13 protein-coding genes are annotated in these 17844 nt (G+C 42.7%); 4 read left to right on the top strand and 9 right to left on the bottom strand.

Annotated elements, in window-relative coordinates; translation table 11 throughout:
* Nucleotides 1-13 precede the first annotated feature (13 nt).
* The 4 genes from BN2425_RS13250 to BN2425_RS13235 all read right to left on the bottom strand — a co-directional run bounded on the left by BN2425_RS13250 (nucleotide 14) and on the right by BN2425_RS13235 (nucleotide 5593).
* The gene (locus BN2425_RS13250; RefSeq protein WP_042460194.1) at nucleotides 14-1429 is read right to left on the bottom strand and encodes a hypothetical protein; all 1416 of its coding nucleotides are present in this window, start codon (nucleotides 1427-1429) and stop codon (nucleotides 14-16) included.
* Nucleotides 1430-1708: 279 nt separating this feature from the next.
* Nucleotides 1709-2959 (bottom strand): Ger(x)C family spore germination protein, encoded by a 1251-nt coding sequence (locus BN2425_RS13245; RefSeq protein WP_042460191.1) that lies wholly within the window; start codon nucleotides 2957-2959, stop codon nucleotides 1709-1711.
* A complete protein-coding gene (locus BN2425_RS13240; RefSeq protein ID WP_042460188.1) occupies nucleotides 2934-4043 on the bottom strand; it encodes a GerAB/ArcD/ProY family transporter in 1110 nt (369 codons plus the stop codon). Before BN2425_RS13240 ends, BN2425_RS13245 begins: the two co-directional genes overlap by 26 nt.
* A 5-nt stretch (nucleotides 4044-4048) precedes the next feature.
* The gene (locus BN2425_RS13235) at nucleotides 4049-5593 is read right to left on the bottom strand and encodes a spore germination protein (RefSeq protein ID WP_235714632.1); all 1545 of its coding nucleotides are present in this window, start codon (nucleotides 5591-5593) and stop codon (nucleotides 4049-4051) included.
* Nucleotides 5594-5983: 390 nt separating this feature from the next.
* Between BN2425_RS13235 and katA the strand changes: the two genes are divergently transcribed.
* From katA to BN2425_RS13215, 4 genes are all read left to right on the top strand, one after another.
* Nucleotides 5984-7438, top strand: coding sequence for a catalase KatA (gene katA / locus BN2425_RS13230; protein WP_042460185.1), 1455 nt, complete (start codon nucleotides 5984-5986; stop codon nucleotides 7436-7438).
* A 272-nt stretch (nucleotides 7439-7710) separates the two neighbouring features.
* On the top strand, nucleotides 7711-7992 hold the full coding sequence (locus BN2425_RS13225) for a YggT family protein (protein ID WP_319922078.1): 282 nt from the start codon (nucleotides 7711-7713) through the stop codon (nucleotides 7990-7992).
* 178 nt (nucleotides 7993-8170) lie between these two features.
* Nucleotides 8171-8872, top strand: coding sequence for a DUF421 domain-containing protein (locus tag BN2425_RS13220; protein ID WP_042460182.1), 702 nt, complete (start codon nucleotides 8171-8173; stop codon nucleotides 8870-8872).
* Nucleotides 8873-9097: 225 nt separating this feature from the next.
* Nucleotides 9098-9964 (top strand): AraC family transcriptional regulator, encoded by an 867-nt coding sequence (locus tag BN2425_RS13215; RefSeq protein WP_042460179.1) that lies wholly within the window; start codon nucleotides 9098-9100, stop codon nucleotides 9962-9964.
* 82 nt (nucleotides 9965-10046) lie between these two features.
* On the opposite strand, the gene BN2425_RS13210 is transcribed toward BN2425_RS13215, so the two are convergent.
* The 5 genes from BN2425_RS13210 to nirB form a co-directional block, all read right to left on the bottom strand.
* A complete protein-coding gene (locus tag BN2425_RS13210; protein ID WP_042460177.1) occupies nucleotides 10047-11060 on the bottom strand; it encodes a glycine-rich domain-containing protein in 1014 nt (337 codons plus the stop codon).
* 179 nt (nucleotides 11061-11239) lie between these two features.
* Entirely contained in the window at nucleotides 11240-13366 is a 2127-nt protein-coding gene (gene nasC / locus BN2425_RS13205; RefSeq protein ID WP_042460174.1) for an assimilatory nitrate reductase catalytic subunit NasC, read from the bottom strand.
* A complete protein-coding gene (locus tag BN2425_RS13200; RefSeq protein WP_042460171.1) occupies nucleotides 13363-14853 on the bottom strand; it encodes a NarK family nitrate/nitrite MFS transporter in 1491 nt (496 codons plus the stop codon). The genes nasC and BN2425_RS13200 overlap by 4 nt, the downstream gene beginning before the upstream one ends.
* Nucleotides 14854-14953: 100 nt before the next feature.
* On the bottom strand, nucleotides 14954-15274 hold the full coding sequence (gene nirD / locus BN2425_RS13195; RefSeq protein WP_154663505.1) for a nitrite reductase small subunit NirD: 321 nt from the start codon (nucleotides 15272-15274) through the stop codon (nucleotides 14954-14956).
* An 11-nt stretch (nucleotides 15275-15285) separates the two neighbouring features.
* On the bottom strand, nucleotides 15286-17700 hold the full coding sequence (gene nirB, locus BN2425_RS13190) for a nitrite reductase large subunit NirB (protein ID WP_042460168.1): 2415 nt from the start codon (nucleotides 17698-17700) through the stop codon (nucleotides 15286-15288).
* Between the last annotated feature and the right edge of the window lie 144 nt (nucleotides 17701-17844).

Here is a 17844-nt window from a genome sequence, read left to right as displayed (position 1 = left end):
GTCAGTCAGCCCCTCATCCGGCTTCCTGATTGCTCTTTAATTGTGCATACACCTTTTGATAGGCTGCAGCTTCTTTAACCATTCCTTTATATTGATACATTTTACTGATTTTTTGAACGGGAGAAGGATTCTGTGGGTCTAGTTCCATTTCCCAGAAGAAGCAATCGATTGCCTTATCAAATTGCCTAAACTCCGCATAGTAATCCCCAAGCTCCATCATTCTGTCCGGATCCTCTGCCAAGTCCTGCATCAATTTTATTTTTTCTATCACTTTTGAATTGGGATTTATTTTTTTAATAGGAAACAACTTTTGATAAGCTGTGTCCAAATCATACTGTTCAAGCAAATTGAAGGCAAGCTGAAGGAGTTTGTGTTCATACTCCGGAGATTCACCATTATCTGGTAGACGATTTAATAACCTTATATAGTGGTCAAAGTATGAGAGGATAAAGTTTGTTTCAGATTTTTTCCATATGGTTTGGAGGATATCATTGTAGTCATCCGGCAGTTCATCAATAAAATTAAATAAGTACAAAGCGGCCTCTTGATAGTTGTCTTTCTTAATCATCGTTTCTATAATCGCTTTTGCGTCGTCAAATACACGATATGGGTTAAGATTGGCCATACCCAAAATAAGGATCCATTCTTCCCTTGTTACAAATTGTAAAGCGATAGCGGTATACTTTTCTATCACAGCGGTGTCCGAACGCTGTTCTGCATTTTCCAGCCACAGCAGCAAAGTAGTCCATCCATCAACGTCGATTAATAAATGGGATAGAAATGTCCAGCATTTGTCCTGGGAACGATTAATGAAACAATAAATTTCTGCATATAGAGGATCCTTGCTAACGATTTTCGGCAAATTGGAGGAATCATAAAAGTCGTGGTAAGAGATAAATTCCTGGGAATTGAGCGGATGTTTCTGAGAATATTCAGGAGCGAACAAACTCAGCAGCATTAGTATTTGATATGATTTGAAAAATTTCCCACTTCTTCTTAATTGATAAAAGACCTGATCCATAAAGGCAGCTAACTGGTCCTTTTTAAAAAAAGCATCTAGAGTTGCGGCTATATAGGCAGATTCTTGTAAAGAATAATCTATTTGCAGCTGGGATAACAATTTGTTTTTATTAGGAATGGTAACAGATAATTGAGGAATGACTGTCCTTAAAAGCGGATGGGGTGAATGAAGGACAATGCCTTTTTCAAATGCCTTGCTGATAAAAGAGTTATTTGGGATTTGTTCCAAGATACCGCCGTAAACGATATGTTTTTTATAATAAATTAGATAATAACATCCCCTATCCTCAGACGTTACCTCTACCACTTTACTTCTTGAATATACCGCAAAACGGGTGACCTGGCCTGTAACTAGCTGTTTTTTGTCTTTAATGGTGAGTACAGTTGGTTGAATTAATTCTTGGTCCATATTGTTTGGCCCCTTTCAGATAGAAGGAAATCCTCCGTTACTTATTTCTATTATATCACGTATGAGAACTATTTGATTCTCCGTTTGCAGAAATGGTATAGCGCTGCCCCCGCATGCGGAGAATCAAAAGGTTATAAAGAAAGGAAGCACTATAATGGCGAGGGTAAGAAAACAGACTGCAATGGCACTTAGTCTTTGTTTTCCTTTCCACAAGGTCACCGCAAAGCCAAATGTATAAAGGATGATGATGGCCAAAACCAATTTGAAAAACATGTCCATCTACTTCGCCGCCTTTGCCGGTTTTGTTGACTGTTTTCCATAATCCACAATATCTATCTTGGGTTTAATAACAATATCAGCAGCGATAAAAGATTTCACCCAATTAAACTCTCTATATTCTTGGTTGGTCCAAAAGTATTTCCGAGCAAAATAGGAGAGCGGATAAGGAATACCCTTTAGCTCCTTTTGTGATTTTTCAAATAAATGCTCGTTCATTATTTTAATATGATTGGCTATTTCATTCTTTATTTTTTTTTGGTTCCTTTCAACAGTATAATTGACCATTGACGGGTTTGTCATAATCTCAACTTTTAAAGGTATCGTGATAAAAATTCTTGTCCTTTCCCCTATTACATTCATCTTGACTTTGTTATTTTCGTTTTTCATGATCCTGACAGCAAACTGCCTTTGTTTGTTTTTGGTAAACGGATCAGGGACATCCATCAATATATCCTTAATGTTGGTGGTATCGTCAAGGATATTGACCGTTCTTGTTTCCTGCCCCGTCAACTTCCCAATCATTCTGCCATTTTTAAATACTGCCGAGCCGATAAATTCTGTTTCATCAAGTTCTCCTGCAGCGTTCAATTCTCCTGCCATGTATTCATCTTCCTGTTTGCTCTTTGGATTTTTGTCCTTGCTAGCTGTGGTATACATGGCCAAGAAAAGGTCGGTCCCTCGCTCTAATGTTTTAAAAAACCGAAATAGAGTGGAATCGGGGATTAGTCCATTTTCAATCCCATGGTCAATCATATATTGAAAATACTTATGCGGCCTAGTTTCCATTTTTGGCTTGTTTTTCACAAAATACTGGCTTGCTTTTTCCTTTGAAACGGCCAAATAAGTGCTTTGGCGAATCTCTTTGTCTTTTAATGAATCCGATAAAGCGTTAACAAAGATGGGCGTTTTGGCAAATTCCTCTGAAACCACAATGATTCTGAGCAAATCATAGCTAATATCCCTAGAAATAATGGTATTGGCTGTGCCTTTGGCAGCAATGAAATCATTCGCATCAAAAGTAATGATTTCCCGCGGCTTTTCCGTAGAGCCTCCCCCGCCCTGCAAACTTCCTACTTCTGGATTAGCAAGCAGCATCGTCACTCGTATTTTCCCCTTATGCTTTGATTTATCCAGTCCAAGTCCAATTACATACGAACGGTCCTCAAGTTCTTCCCGGTCCCAGCATCCTGCCAACGGCATAAGAAGGATGAGCATCAAAAATATCTTAAACACTATTTTTACTTTTTTCATCCTTAAATTCTCCTTTCAACAAGGCAGTCAGCCAGAGCAGGATTGCGATCCCGGCATAAAAGGAACCTGTCGAATTTAACATCAAAGCCTTATAATTTTTGCTGACATCGATGGGGGCCTCAGGTATGGAACCGATTAATAAATACACGGTCGCGAGGGCCGGGATGAGATATTCAAAGTCTTTGATTTTAAAGAGATTGCCAAACATTAGGGCATTTATATATAAAAACGCTGTGAATCGGATAAACGCAGATAAAATCCAAATGACGAAAAAGAATATTTCAATATTTGGCAAATAAATTCCAAGAGACAGATACCGAATCGTAGCATGGAACGGATAACCATTGGAACCTAACGACGTATCGAATAGACAGATATATGTCAGCAAAATAATGCACGATTGCAAACTGATAAAAACTAAAGCAATCCAAGTCCCTTTTCTAAAGCCCCTGCTGGACTTTACATTTGGCAGAATAAGAGTTAATAGAAAAAAGTCGCCGAATAGAGTCATTTTCAGCGTACTTTGTTTGATAATTTCAAACGGCCCCGGCCCCAAAATGGGAAAAATGGATTGAATGGTTGTGTCCTGCGTACTTAACAACAATGCCAAATAAAGTGCAGCGAGGGTATAGTAAACAATCAAATAAGCTGCCGATCCAACATGGTGAATGCCTTTCTTAGCCCCATACGCACAAACAGCCATTAGTAAAGCATAAATCACAAGATTGGGAGTCGTCGTAAAATAAAACGTCCTGATGATGTTGGTATACGTCCTGGTATCAATGGAAATGGTCAAAGAACTGATAAGGAAAATGCCCAGGCAGACGAAAAAGCCAATATATTTGCCAAATAGGGTTTGGATTACAGCAAACAGGTTTTTTTCGTGATACAGGGACATCGTCTTTAATAATAAAAACAGCGGCACGGAAAAGATACCCGCTGATAGGATAGGAATCATCCATGAGGCATTTTGGACATGTTGATAAATAATGGCTGGTGTGTCTTCGGTCGCCTTCATGCCAACCATTAAAATACCGATAGCTATAAACTCACGTATCCCTAGTTTTCCAGGCGGCTGTTTCATAAATGTTATCCCTTTCTCTGTCTGACCATATCTTTTGGCTTTAAATATCCAGGACGAAGTTTTTCTTTTATCGGGACGTGACGGATCAGTAAATCCTTTGCTGAGAAATTATAGGGTGTCATTGGAGCAAAGTACGGCGTCCCAAATGATTTTAGGGAAACAAGATAAAATAATCCGACGATAAATAAAGCACTGGCCCCGTAAATGCCAAGAAAACCGGCGGAAAAAATAAACAGAAACCGTGTCAATCGGATGGCAAAATTCATACTTACATCCGCGATGATAAACGAGCTCAAGCCACTGACAGCAATCACAATAATTACAATGGGACTGATAATATTTGCCTGAACGGCCGCCTGCCCTAAAATCAACGCTCCGACGATGCCTATCGTCGGGCCAATCGGAGAAGGGACCCGCAGTCCCGCCTCCCGTATCAGTTCAAAGGCCAGTTCCATCATTAAGATTTCCACTATCGACGGAAAAGGCACCCGTTCTCTTGTACCCGCAATCGCCATTAACAGATCAGGCGGAATCATCCCAACATGGTAATTGGTAATCGCTATATAGATGGCCGACGTGAAGGCGGCGACAAACACTGCCAAAAAACGTAATAACCGAATGAAGTTTCCATATGGGACCCTCATGTAATGATCTTCCGGGGAGTGCATTAATGCCCAGAAGGTGGCTGGCAGGACCAAACAGCTTGGCGAGTTGGGCATTAACAGCACCACATGGCCTTCCTCTATAAATGCTGCAGCCCGGTCAGGCCGTTCCGTATAAAGAATTGTTGGAAATAACGATTTCGGCCGTTCCTCGAGATATTGTTCCAAGATACTTAATTCAAGCACCTTATCAGAATCAATTGAATCTAACCTGTCTTTTACCTCTTGCAGTAGTTCATTATTCACAAGGTCTTTTTGATAGACAAGAAAGATATCGTTTTTGGAGCGTTTGGTAATCGTTTGGGATTCAACAATTAAATTTTCATTTTTAATTTTTTTTCGGATTAAGGCGATATTGTCAATAACCTTCTCGTTAAACGCCTCTTTTGCTCCCTTTACCAGAACCTCATTAATGGACTTTTCAATGGATCGTCCCCGAGTTTTCGTAGTTTCGAACAAATAGCAAGTAGAGTCTCCATCGACAAATAGAGCAGTAATTCCGCCATTTATAAAGCCAATAATATCACCGATGTTACTGGCAGTCTTTTCAATGGGGTAAGAGACAATATCTTGAATCTTACTTGAAGGCTGCTGTGATTGAATGAGTTTCTCTACGATGCCTTCCTGAATATTTTTTATGTCCACCATTGTTCCGATATAAATAATGAAGGCACGGCGGTTCAGTGAACGGACCGTAAACTCCCGTAATTTGATATCGGTATTTTTAGGAATACTGTAGATTGACTTAAAGGTCTCTAGATTTTGATGATAAGATCTGCTAATATCCTGTTTCTTTAAGTCCATCTCATCTTCATTGGTCATCTCTTCAAAATGTGGTTCTCTAAATAATCTCGTCATGAGCGGCTTAATAATCCTCTTCTTACGCACTCGGACCACCCACTTTTTTCAATAGTTTTCCATTTGTTACAGTGTTTATGTATCGGGAGAAAATAACTTTTTCTCTTTAAAGCGACGGGGACCTGTCCTACATTTTAACTTATTGTATTTCTCATTTAGCCACGATATTTTTTGCTACATAAGAATGGTGTTGCTTTTTCACAATCGAGGAAACTACTACTTTTAATGGAAAAGTGATTCTGCCTTATTAGTAAATCAAACCATTATATACCCTCATTTTTCTTTGTTTAAGCAGTTTTTTAAAATTAAATTTTAATTAGTATTATATATTAAATTAAAATAATTATAAAAAAGTATTGATTTTCGAGTGAGAAATGTTATCATCTACTTAAATAATTTTTCTATGAGGTGATTATATTCATGAGTAATTCTAATAATCTTACAACTAGCTGGGGTGCACCTGTTGGTGATAACCAAAACTCAATGACAGCCGGCCATCGCGGTCCTACATTAATCCAAGACGTCCATTTGCTCGAAAAATTGGCCCATTTCAACCGTGAACGTGTGCCAGAGCGCGTTGTTCATGCAAAAGGTGCCGGTGCGCATGGTTATTTTGAAGTAACAAATGATATGTCCGACTACACCAAAGCAAAAGTTTTTAACGGTGTTGGCAAACGTACACCAATGTTTATCCGTTTCTCAACTGTTGCTGGGGAACTTGGTTCTGCTGATACGGTTCGTGACCCACGTGGGTTCGCAGTGAAATTTTATACCGAAGAAGGAAACTATGATTTGGTAGGAAACAACACACCCATTTTCTTCATTCGGGATGCGATTAAATTCCCTGATTTTATTCATACGCAAAAAAGAGATCCACGAACTCACTTAAAAAACCCAACAGCGGTATGGGATTTCTGGTCGCTATCACCCGAATCGCTGCACCAAGTGACTTATCTGATGGGCGACCGCGGCATACCTGCGACGCTTCGCCATATGAATGGCTACGGAAGCCATACCTTCAAATGGGTCAATCCTGAGGGAGAAGCTGTTTGGGTGAAATATCACTTTATTTCTGAACAAGGTGTGAAAAACATGACTGCGGATGTAGCAGACAAGCTTGCCGGTGAAAACCCTGATTATCACACTGAAGATTTATTTAATGCTATCGAAAAAGGCGACTTCCCCGCATGGAAGCTTTTTGTACAAATCATGCCTTTAGAAGATGCCAATACGTACCGTTTCGATCCATTTGATGTAACAAAGGTGTGGTCCCACAAAGACTATCCGCTAGTTGAAGTCGGGCGCATGGTATTGAACCAAAATCCAGAAAACTACTTTGCCGAAGTGGAACAAGCTACGTTTTCTCCTGGCAACTTTGTGCCTGGAATTGAGGCTTCACCAGATAAAATGCTTCAAGGACGCTTATTCGCCTATGCAGATGCCCATCGTTATCGTGTTGGCGTGAACCATAATCAATTGCCAATTAATCGCCCTAGAGTCGAAGTTCAAAACTATCAACGCGATGGACAAATGCGGTTTGACGGCAACGTCGGCGGTTCAGTTTATTACGAGCCAAATAGCTTCGGAGGCCCTAAAGAAGGTTCTCAACACAAACAAACAGCATTTGCTGTTACCGGACAGGCTGACAGTGTCGCTTATGACTCTGATGACCATTACACTCAAGCAGGCGACCTTTACCGGTTAATGTCAGAAGAAGAGCGGACCCGGCTTGTAAATACAATAGTTGCAGCGATGAAGCCAGTTACAATAAATGAAATCAAACTTCGCCAAATTCAGCATTTCTACAAAGCGGATCCAGAATACGGCACCCGTATCGCCGAGGGCCTTGGTTTACCTGTTCCACAAGAAGTTTAATAGTATTGAGGATTCTATTATTCTCACATTTTGTATTCTAGAGGATAATAATAGCCGTTGGCCTAGAAGGCTATCTTATTAACACATCACCGTAATGGGGGCCTGTCCCCCACTCTATTAACGCATTGCCACACTGGGGGCCTGTCCCCCGCCTTATTAACACTTTACCTTAGTGGAGAACTGTTCCCAATATGAAACCTTATTTGGTTTTGTCCGTATATAATGACAGGTGTCTCGGTTTTAAAATTTATTTATAGACGGGGAGATTGAATTTGGGATATAGTATTTTGCAAATTGGTATGTATATTGTTGAAGGTTATTATTGGTTGATCCTTATTTCGATTTTGGGTTCTTGGTTTCCTTCGTTTCATTCAACAAAGGTTGGTATCTGGATTTCCAAACTGGTGGAACCGTACTTAGGCATTTTCAGGAGGTTTATTCCCCCATTTGGGGCTATTGATTTTTCACCGATTATTGCGCTTTTTGTCTACCGATTTCTAAGCAGATTTGCTTTAGAGGGTCTCCGCCAGTCGGTCAATTTCCTAGGTGTATAAAGTTAGCAATCCTTTCCACAGATTGAAAAAGAGCCCATATGGCTCTTTTTTATTTAAACGAAGCTGCTTACCCTGTACATAAAAAGGAAAAAGCTAGCAAAAAATAACCATGGATGTTTTCCTCTTCTTTGGCATAGTATTTTAAAGCTGCTATTGAGAGTATAAAGGGAGAAAAAGAATGTCAGGATACCAGGAAATTTTCATTCGGACGATTACCGCTTTTGTTTTGTTATGGGGATTTTTTCATATCCTCGGGAAACAAACACTTGCCCATAAATCCTATCACCTATTCATCGCTTCGATTACGATGGGGACGATTGCCGGAAATCTTGCCTTCAATACCCGAATTAAATTTCAATACTTTATTCTGTCATTTATTATCATGGGTTTGATTATCTACATTTTGAATCTGATGGCGATTAAAAGTCACCGGCTGAGGAAATGGATTACCGGTAAACCTGTGGTCCTGATTGAAAAAGGAAAAATTTTAGAACAGTCAATGCGCAAATTAGGCTACACCTTAGAGGAACTCCAGCAGGCTCTGCGGGGTAAAGACATATTTTTCATAGACGAAGTCGAGTTAGCCATCTTAGAAACAAATGAAACGCTATCTGTACTAAAAAAAACAGAGAATCAATCGATCACTAAGAAAGATTTAGCAATAAAAGCTGACCACTCCGAACAAACAAGGTATCCGGTAGAATTAATCCTTGACGGAGAAATCCAAATGGATAACTTATCAGAAGCTTATGTTAATGAACAGTGGCTTAAGTCCGAACTGCAAAAACGAAACCTTCAAGTTTCAGAGGTTTCTTATGCTGTTGTGGGCTCCAAAGGCAACTTATATATTGATTTATACCAGGATCAAATAAAGGATTAAAGCAGCCGTTGATTGGAACGGCTGCTTTTTATCATCTAGGAGACCTCTTATCAAACTAGGATCGATGCACAAAAATCATATTCTTTTCTCAATTTCTATTCACTTCACTAGACATCTCATTAAATTGCATGAACAATAATAACAGGAAGAACTGTCCAGACAAAGCATGAATTGACAGGAATGATAATCAGTTTGCATTTAATATAGAATCAAGGAGGCAGCAATATGGGATGGGTGGACTCATTACAGAGGGCAATTGATTACATGGAAGAACATTTACTGAAACCTTTATTAATAGAAGATATTGCGAAGCAAGCCAACGTCTCGGGATTTCACTTTCAGCGCATGTTTTCAATTTTAACCGATGTCTCCGTAGGTGAATACATCCGGCACAGGCGCCTAACGCTTGCTGCCCAGGAATTATCGAACACAAACAGCAAAGTCATCGATGTCGCCCTGAAGTATGGCTATGAAACTCCGGAAGCTTTTACAAAAGCATTCCGCCGGCAGCATGGCATTGCGCCAAGTCAGGTAAGAAGTTTTGGCGGCATGCTCAAATCCTATAATTGCCTGGTCATTCAGGTGAATCTGAAAGGAGCAGAACCAATGAATTACAAAGTGATGGAAAGAGACAGTTTTCAAGTGGTCGGGATCAAAAGGGAGTTATCCCTGGTCAATGGAGAGAACCAGAGAGGGATTCCGAAAATGTGGGAGGATGTTCATGAGGATGGAACTAACGATTTTTTGTTTGGTCTGAATAATGGGGAAATCAAAGGGGTCCTTGGTGTATGCGTTGATAAACGTCATATGCAGGCAGATATGATGGACTATTGGATTGCAACCGATTATCAAGGAGAGGTTCCTGAAGGCTTACTCAAACTAGAAATACCTGCAGCCAAATGGGGAGTTTTTGAGGTTCATGGCGCCATGCCGGATGCCATGCAAAAAGTGTGGAAACAAATTTTTACAGAATGGTTCCCGTCCAACCAATATGAGCAGGCGGAAGGACCTGAATTAGAAGTATATCCTGCTGGTGACCCGTGGAAACCTGATTATTATTCAGAAATTTGGATTCCTTTAAAGCAAAAGTAAAGGGGACCACTATTTTACATTTATTCGCAACTTAAGCTTGGGGCTAACCCCAAGCTTGATTTGCGAATGATTTCAGTCGGAACTATGATGAGCAGCCGCTGCCGCAGCTTGAGCAACTAGAGCAACTAGAACAGCTTGACCCCCCAGAATCTCCGCCGCCATGATGACCGCCGCTGTCCCAGCCTCCTGAATCCCCTGAATCTGAATCGTGCTTTTCTGAGGAGGCATAACCACAAAAAACGGTGGTCGTGCACCCACTTGTATATTTAATTGTATCAGCAAAGGCATAGGCTTTCGCATGGGCCCAATAATCATCAAAATAATAATATGAATAAAAGATCATTGCCAGCGACAAGGTAGACATTTCACCAAAATGGCGCGGCCTGGTAAAGCTGCCTTTTTTGTCCGATCGATAGATTTTCTCAGCTTCGCTTAATTGGTATTTCATTTGAAACAGTAAATATTCAGTTAGGGCCTTGTTTTCGGTATCGTTATTAAAGTATTTATCTATTAGGTAATCTTCGTTCCCATCTTTAAACTCCTTTAATACCTTCATATCTATGGGACTCTTGAAAAAACTTCCCCATGACTTCCATGTGAAATTAGTTAGTTCAAACAACTGAGAAAACACCCAGTCAAAAAATGCCCGTTCCTGAGGCTCCGGTTCTGGATTCGTGTTAGGGTTATGGTGAAGCATTTTCCCTAAAAACCGCTCAGAGAAGGTTTGGTAATTCTTCGTAAACAGGAGCATGGTATGCCAGACTTCATCCACCTCATCACTAAACATAGGAGCCTTCTTCAACAAATGGGCTAGCAGGAAATAGCGTTTTAACTCAAACAGCCGCCATTCAAACTCATCCTCACTCAGTTTAGGATTTTCTTTAAGAAACCTCTGTTTGACTTGCTGAATATATTCCTCATCCAGTGCAGCGTTCAACTTATCAAGCAAAGGCTGGACTGGAACACCCTCAAGCACCCCGAGCCTTTCCGGAATATTCTCCTTCGATAATTGAGGCCGGTTTTTCTTCGTCTTTGAAGTAATACCCGCAACAATCCCTGCAACCACAATAACACCCACAATAATTCCAGCAGTCATGAAATCCCCCTCCCCGGTTTATCCAATCTTTTGAAATATTTCTACTGTTATTAATATGATAAGCTACTTTAACCGTTTAGCAAATAACTATACAAAAACTTAACAATTAATTGGGGCCTGTCCCCCACTTCATCGCCGCTTTAACGCACTAACAGGGTGGGGGACAGGCCCCCACCCTGCTAAAGTGGTGAAATGTTGACGACGCAGACTTTGAATTCGGGCATTTTGGATTGCGGGTCCAAGGCGGGATTGGTGACTCGGTTGATGCTTTGGAGGTCGCTCCAGTGGAAGGAGGTGAACAGAGTGTCCTCCCGGATAGAAGGGGTAATGGATGCCTTCATGACAGCATTGCCCCGTTTGGAACGGATTTTTACCAGGTCCCCTTCTTCTAGTTGGTATTTTTGAGCAGTATTTGGATGAATGGCTATGGATGGCTCTGAATACAGCCCGTTTAGTTTGGGGCTTTTCCTGGTCTGCACACCAGATAAATAATGATGCATGATGCGCCCTGTCGTTAAGTACAACGGAAACTCATGACTTACCTCCTCCCTCGGCTCCTGCCTTGCCACTGCAGAAATGACGGCTTTTCCATCTTCATGGGCAAATGTCATTTCAAATAAACGCCCCGTTCCAGGATGACTGATGTCAGGACAGGGCCACAACACACCTTGCTCCTCCTGCAGCCGTTGGTAGGTAATCCCATAATAATCGGCCATACCGCCTTTGCTTGCTGCCCGTAGTTCCTCAAAGATTTCCTCCGCACTGGAAAAAGGAAAGTATTCTCCTTGACCTAGCGCCACCGCCAGGTCACAAAGGATTTCCCAGTCATGCTTGGTTTCTCCGGGTTTCCGGCGGTTTCCCTCCCGAAGCACCACCCGGCCCTCAAGATTGGTTAACGTACCGGTATCTTCTAAATAAGACGTCGTCGGTAAAATTACGTCGGCCAGCCGGGCCGTTTCGGAAATATACATGTCAGCCACCACTAAAAAGTCCAATTCCTTTAGTGCCTTTTCTACAAAAATAGCATTTGGATTGGAGACAACGGGATTGGAGCCCATAATAAACAAACCCTTAATCTCCTCGGCAGCTATTTTTTCCATCATTTCATATGCCGACACGCCTTTTTCCGGCAATTCTATGTCATCGATTCCCCAAATGCCGGCAATGTGCTGCCGGTGCTCAGGATTACTCAGCGACCGATAACCCGGAAGCTGGTCGGCCTTCTGTCCATGCTCTCTTCCTCCCTGGCCGTTCGCCTGCCCGGTAATTGCCCCATAGCCGCAGCCCGGCCTTCCGATTTTCCCCGTCACTAATGCCAGATTAATAAAATTCTTGACGGTTTCCACTCCACTGGCATGCTGCTCCACCCCTCTTGCCGTGAAGACAATACCCGTTTCCGCCTTGCCAAAACGCTCCGCGGCTAATTGAATGATGGAGGCAGGGACATCGGTCAGCTCCGAGATTTCCTGCAAATCAATAGATTGTAAATACGCTTGAAGTTCGGTAAAGCCTTTTGTCCGCTCCTTAATAAAGCTGTGGTCGGCATATCCTTGTTCTATAATCTCTTTTAGTAATCCATTGACTAAATTCGCATCCATGCCAGGCTTGATCTTAATATGCAAGTCCGCCAGTTTCGTCGTTGGTGTCTCTCTCGGGTCAATGACCATAATATAACTCCCCCGCTTCTTTGCTTTTAAAAAATACGGCATCAAAACAGGCTGGCACTCCGCGATGTTGGTTCCCGCCAAAATAATGCACTCTGCTATTGGGATATCGGAAAGCGTGCAGGTTAACCCCCGGTCCATCCCAAACGCCTGATTGGCTGCCGTTGCGGCTGAAGACATGCAAAACCTGCCATTATAATCGATATATTTAGTCTTTAGGGCCACTCTAGCAAACTTTCCAAGCAGGTAGGCTTCCTCATTTGTCAATGAACCTCCACCATACACCCCCAATGCGTCATTGCCATACTCCGCTTGGAGCTTGGTAAACTTGTCTTTCATATAATCGAGGGCCAGACCCCAAGATACGCGGTGAAACTCTCCATCTATTTTTATTAAAGGAAATAAAACCCGCTGCCCATTGACGACATGCTCATGAGCATTAACCCCCTTGATGCACAGCCGGCCTTCGGAGGAAGGATCCTCTTTATTGGGTTTTACCTTAAACACCCGCCTGCTTACGATCCTCTCCTCCATTACCTGCATCGTGCATTGAACGCTGCAGTAAGGGCATCTGGCATCATAAATCTCCTCTTTATTCAATTCTTTATATTTGGTCTGAAAGTTGGACAGAAAGTCTTTCATGCCTGATCGAGTCCTCCTGCTGCTGGTTTGACGATGATTTTCTTTTCCATTCCCTTCGACTGCGGAAATGTTTCGGCTTCCTCCGTTTCTTCCTGTTTTGGCTCTTTGAGGAAGAACGCCGCTGCAAAACAGAGGAAGGCGGTTATACCGATTACTTTAAAGAAAATGGAAGAACTGACAAAACCGAGAACCGTTAAAAAGGCCACACCGCCAATATTCCCATAAGCGCCGACCATGCCGCTTACTTGCCCCGTGATTCGCTTTTTTATCAGCGGAACGATGGAAAAAACAGCCCCCGCGCCTGCTTGAACAAAAAAAGAACAGAGCATCGTCAGGGCAATTGCAGCGGGTAATGACCAGCCTGATGTGATAAACGACATTCCGATGTAGGATAAGCTTAAACCCAATAGCATGGTCAGCAATGTTTTTTTCCTGCCAAACCGGTCCCCCATCCAGCCCCCTAACGGCCTCGCTGCCAAATTCGTGAAAGCGAAGCTTGCCGCAATCACGCCTGACTTGGCTACTGTTAAATCAAAGGTTTCCTCAAAAAACATTGGCAGCATCGAAACAACGGCCAGTTCTGAACCAAATGTTATCAGGTAAGCCAAATCCAGAATCGCCACCTGCCGGAATGAAAACTTCTCTTCTTCAGGGATGTCTTTTTCAAAAACATCGGAGTTATCTGACCAGATTTTCGCAAGATTCCACAAGTATAAAACCGCAAGAACCCCATAGATCAGGGCAGCAATTTTTAAAGAAATAATCGAGGCGGTTTCCAGCTTCCACGTAAGAACTCCCAATATCCCATATATCGGAAAGGTCATCATCATCAATCCGAATAAATCCCGCTGAGAAGTAACCTCCAACGCTCCCATGCGTTTAGCACGTTTGTAGTACTTTCCTTTCGGTGCATCTTGAACAGATAAGTAATACACAATACCATAAACAAAAGAAATCACCCCTGAAAGGCAGATGGCATACCGCCAACCGTTCTCCCCGCCAATCCAAAGGGCAATAAGCGGAAGCGAAAAAGCAGCAGCCGCGGATCCAAAGTTCCCCCAGCCTCCGTAGATGCCCTCGGCAAGTCCAATTTGTTTTTGAGGAAACCATTCAGATACCATGCGAATCCCAATCACAAATCCAGCCCCAATAATCCCCAAAAAGATCCTAGAAATAAATAACTGCCAAAAGCTAGTTCCAAAAGCAAAAAAGAAACAAGGGATGCTCATGACGATTAATAAGGCCGAATAAGTCCTTCTCGGGCCAAATCGGTCAACCAGCATACCAATCACAATTCGGGCCGGTATGGTTAAAGCCACGTTAAAGCTCATTAGGATTCCGACTTCCGTCTTAGTTAAATGGAGTTTTTCCATGATGGTCGTCGTAAACGGAGCCATATTGAACCACACAACAAAAGAGAGAAAGAAAGCAAATGTGGTTAACAGCAAAATTCTTTTATTCCCTTGATAAGGATTATTTCCTTCCATGGTTCCACCTCCAAATAAAAACAGGAACAACCGTTAAGCTGCGTTGTTCCTTTGAATTTTTTTCTGTGTATTTGCTAGCCAGCTCTTAAAAAAATGTTTCTTATAGAATAATGATGACTTCCCCATCTTCAATGACCGCCTCATAAGTTTTCACACAGCCGACATCCGGTGCTTGAACCTTTCCATCGGTTACATTTATTTTCCAATCATGCATGGGACAGAAGACATGGTCTCCGCTGACCATACCTTCCGCTAACACACCGCCTTTATGCGGACAGCGGTTTTCAATTGCTCGGATCTCTCCGGATGCTAGGCGGAAAAGGGCAATTTCCAGCGGTCCAATCTTAACGGTTTTGCCTATTTCTTTCGGAATTTCATTGACTTCTCCCACTTTAATACGGTAACGGATCGCTTCCACCACCTAATCCCCCCTTATTTCATATCCACAGGCACTTTTACCGTTTCATAAAGCTCCTTGCGAATATCGCTGCTGTTGATCGCCTCCTGCCATGGATCTTTCAACACTGTCAGTGCTTCGTCCATACGTCGATTCAACACATCCCTGGTTTCTTTGTCCTCTAATACGGATTTGATCTGGTCCAATCCCATTCTTTCTACCCATTTGGAAGTCCGCTCTAAATAGTTTGCCGTCTCCCGGTAATATTGAATGTACGCACCCGTCATTTCCATGACCTCATCTTGGGTTTTCACCTTACAGAGAAGGTCTGCCGCTCTTAAATGGGTTCCGCCATTTCCGCCGACGTAGAGTTCCCATGCCCCATCAACACCGACCACCCCAAGGTCTTTTATGCCGGATTCGGCACAGTTTCTCGGACAAGCTGACACGGCCATTTTCACCTTATGCGGGGTACTTAAGCGCTCAAATTTCTTTTCCATCCTAATGCCCATCCCGATAGAATCTTGGGTTCCAAATCGGCAGAAACTTTCGCCCACGCAGGTTTTTACCGTGCGAAGCGATTTTCCGTAGGCATATCCGGACGGCATGTCAAGGTCGGCCCACATTTTCGGCAGATCCTCTTTCTTCACGCCCAATAGGTCAATCCGCTGCCCGCCGGTCAGTTTAATTAACGGGACAGCATACTTCTCTGCCACATCGGCAATTTTTCTCAATTCTTCTGCATTCGTTACACCGCCGTACATTCTAGGGACAACCGAATAGGTACCATCCTTCTGAATGTTGGCATGCATCCTTTCGTTTACAAACCGGGATTCTCGTTCATCGTGATACTTTATCGGATCGAGCATGCCTAAATAATAGTTGAGCGCCGGCCTGCATTTAGAACAGCCATCTTCCGTCTTCCAGCCAAGAACATTCATGACTTCTCTTGTGTGGCTGAGCCCCTTTTCACGGATGGCCTCGACCACTTCATCTCTTGTTAAGGTGGTACAGCCGCAAATCGGTTCCTTTTGATCGGCTTTGTTGAGCTTATCCCCTAAGGTGTATTCGAGCAAATCGGTTACCAGCGGTTTGCATCCGCCGCAGGATCGGCAGGCATTTGTGCACCCTTTCACTTGTTCAGCACTGGTCAGCCCTTGTGTTTGAATGGCGTTGACAATTGTGCCTTTGGTAACGCCATTACAGCCACAGATGATTTCCTCATCCGGCAAGGAAGCTACGAAACTGGTCCCCGTTTGTTCACTCTGGGCGCTCTCGGTGTACTCAAAAATGTCTGCGCCTTTTTTTATGAGCCGGAGCAGCTTGTTTCCTTCACTGGTGTCTCCAAACAACACGGCCCCGATGATTTTCCCATCCCGAATCAGGATTTTTTTATACATCCCCCGGTAATCGTCAAACACTTTCATCGTTTTGATTGGCTCATTCTCAAAGATTTCGCCGGCAGAAAAAACATCCACCCCCGACACCTTTAATTGCGTAGAAACGGTAGAGCCTAAATAAGCCTTCGTCTCTTGGCCGCAAATAGCTTTCGCCAAGACTTTGCCCTGTTCATACAGAGGGGCAACTAAACCATAAACAGTCCCCCGATGCTCGGCGCATTCGCCTACTGCATAGACATTGGCTATTTCCGTTTCCATAAAATCATTGACCAGAATGCCGCGATTGACGGGAATTCCGCTGTCTTTTGCCAATTGGACATTCGGCCTGATGCCAACAGCCATGACAACCAAATCAGCCGGCACGACTTCTCCATCACTGAAGAGCAGCCCTTCGACTTTGCCATCACCGATAATTTCCTTTGTTTGTTTTTCAAGGTAAAAATTCATTCCCTGCAGTTCCAGTTCCTTTTGCAATAACTGTCCGGCTGTTTGATCCAGCTGTCTTTCCATCAAATAATCAGAGAGGTGAACCACACTGACTTCCATTCCCAGGTTCAGCAGTCCCCTGGCGGCTTCGAGTCCTAACAAACCTCCACCGATGACAGCGGCCTTTTTATAGGATTTTGCATAATCAATCATTTTTTCACAGTCTTTGATATCACGGAAAGCTGAAACCCCTGGCTTCTCAGCACCTGGGATTGGCAGCATAAACGGCAGGGAACCTGTAGCCAGGATTAATTTGTCATAATCCACCTGACGTCCTTTGTCTGTTAACACCATTTGTCCTTTAGGGTCGATTCGGACAACAGTCTCTCCAGGATATAAAAGAATATGATTCTCCTCATACCAGTTCCAGTCATTAATGGTGATATCCTTTATGGTTGTATCCCCTTGGAGAACCTTTGATAATTGAATCCGATTATAGTTGGGATAGGGCTCGCTCCCGAAAATGGTGATTTCATATTGAGCTGGTTCCAGCTTGATGATTTCTTCAATACAGCGGACGCCTGCCATTCCATTACCTACTAACACTAGCTTCTGCTTTGTCACGTCTTCCCCTCCGTCTATCATGTCATGTTAATATAGGTAACATAATAATTGGATTTATCAGACTGTTCAATTAACTTGTGATATAATCTAACATCGTTTTTTAAACTACAAACTTTTATCCTATCTTATAGGAAAAAAGAATGA

This window comes from Neobacillus dielmonensis (assembly GCF_000612665.1).
Classification (GTDB): Bacteria; Bacillota; Bacilli; order Bacillales; family Cytobacillaceae; genus Neobacillus; species Neobacillus dielmonensis.
The sequence above is the reverse complement of the archived record's forward strand: the minus strand, read 5'-3'. Positions and strand labels throughout refer to the sequence as shown.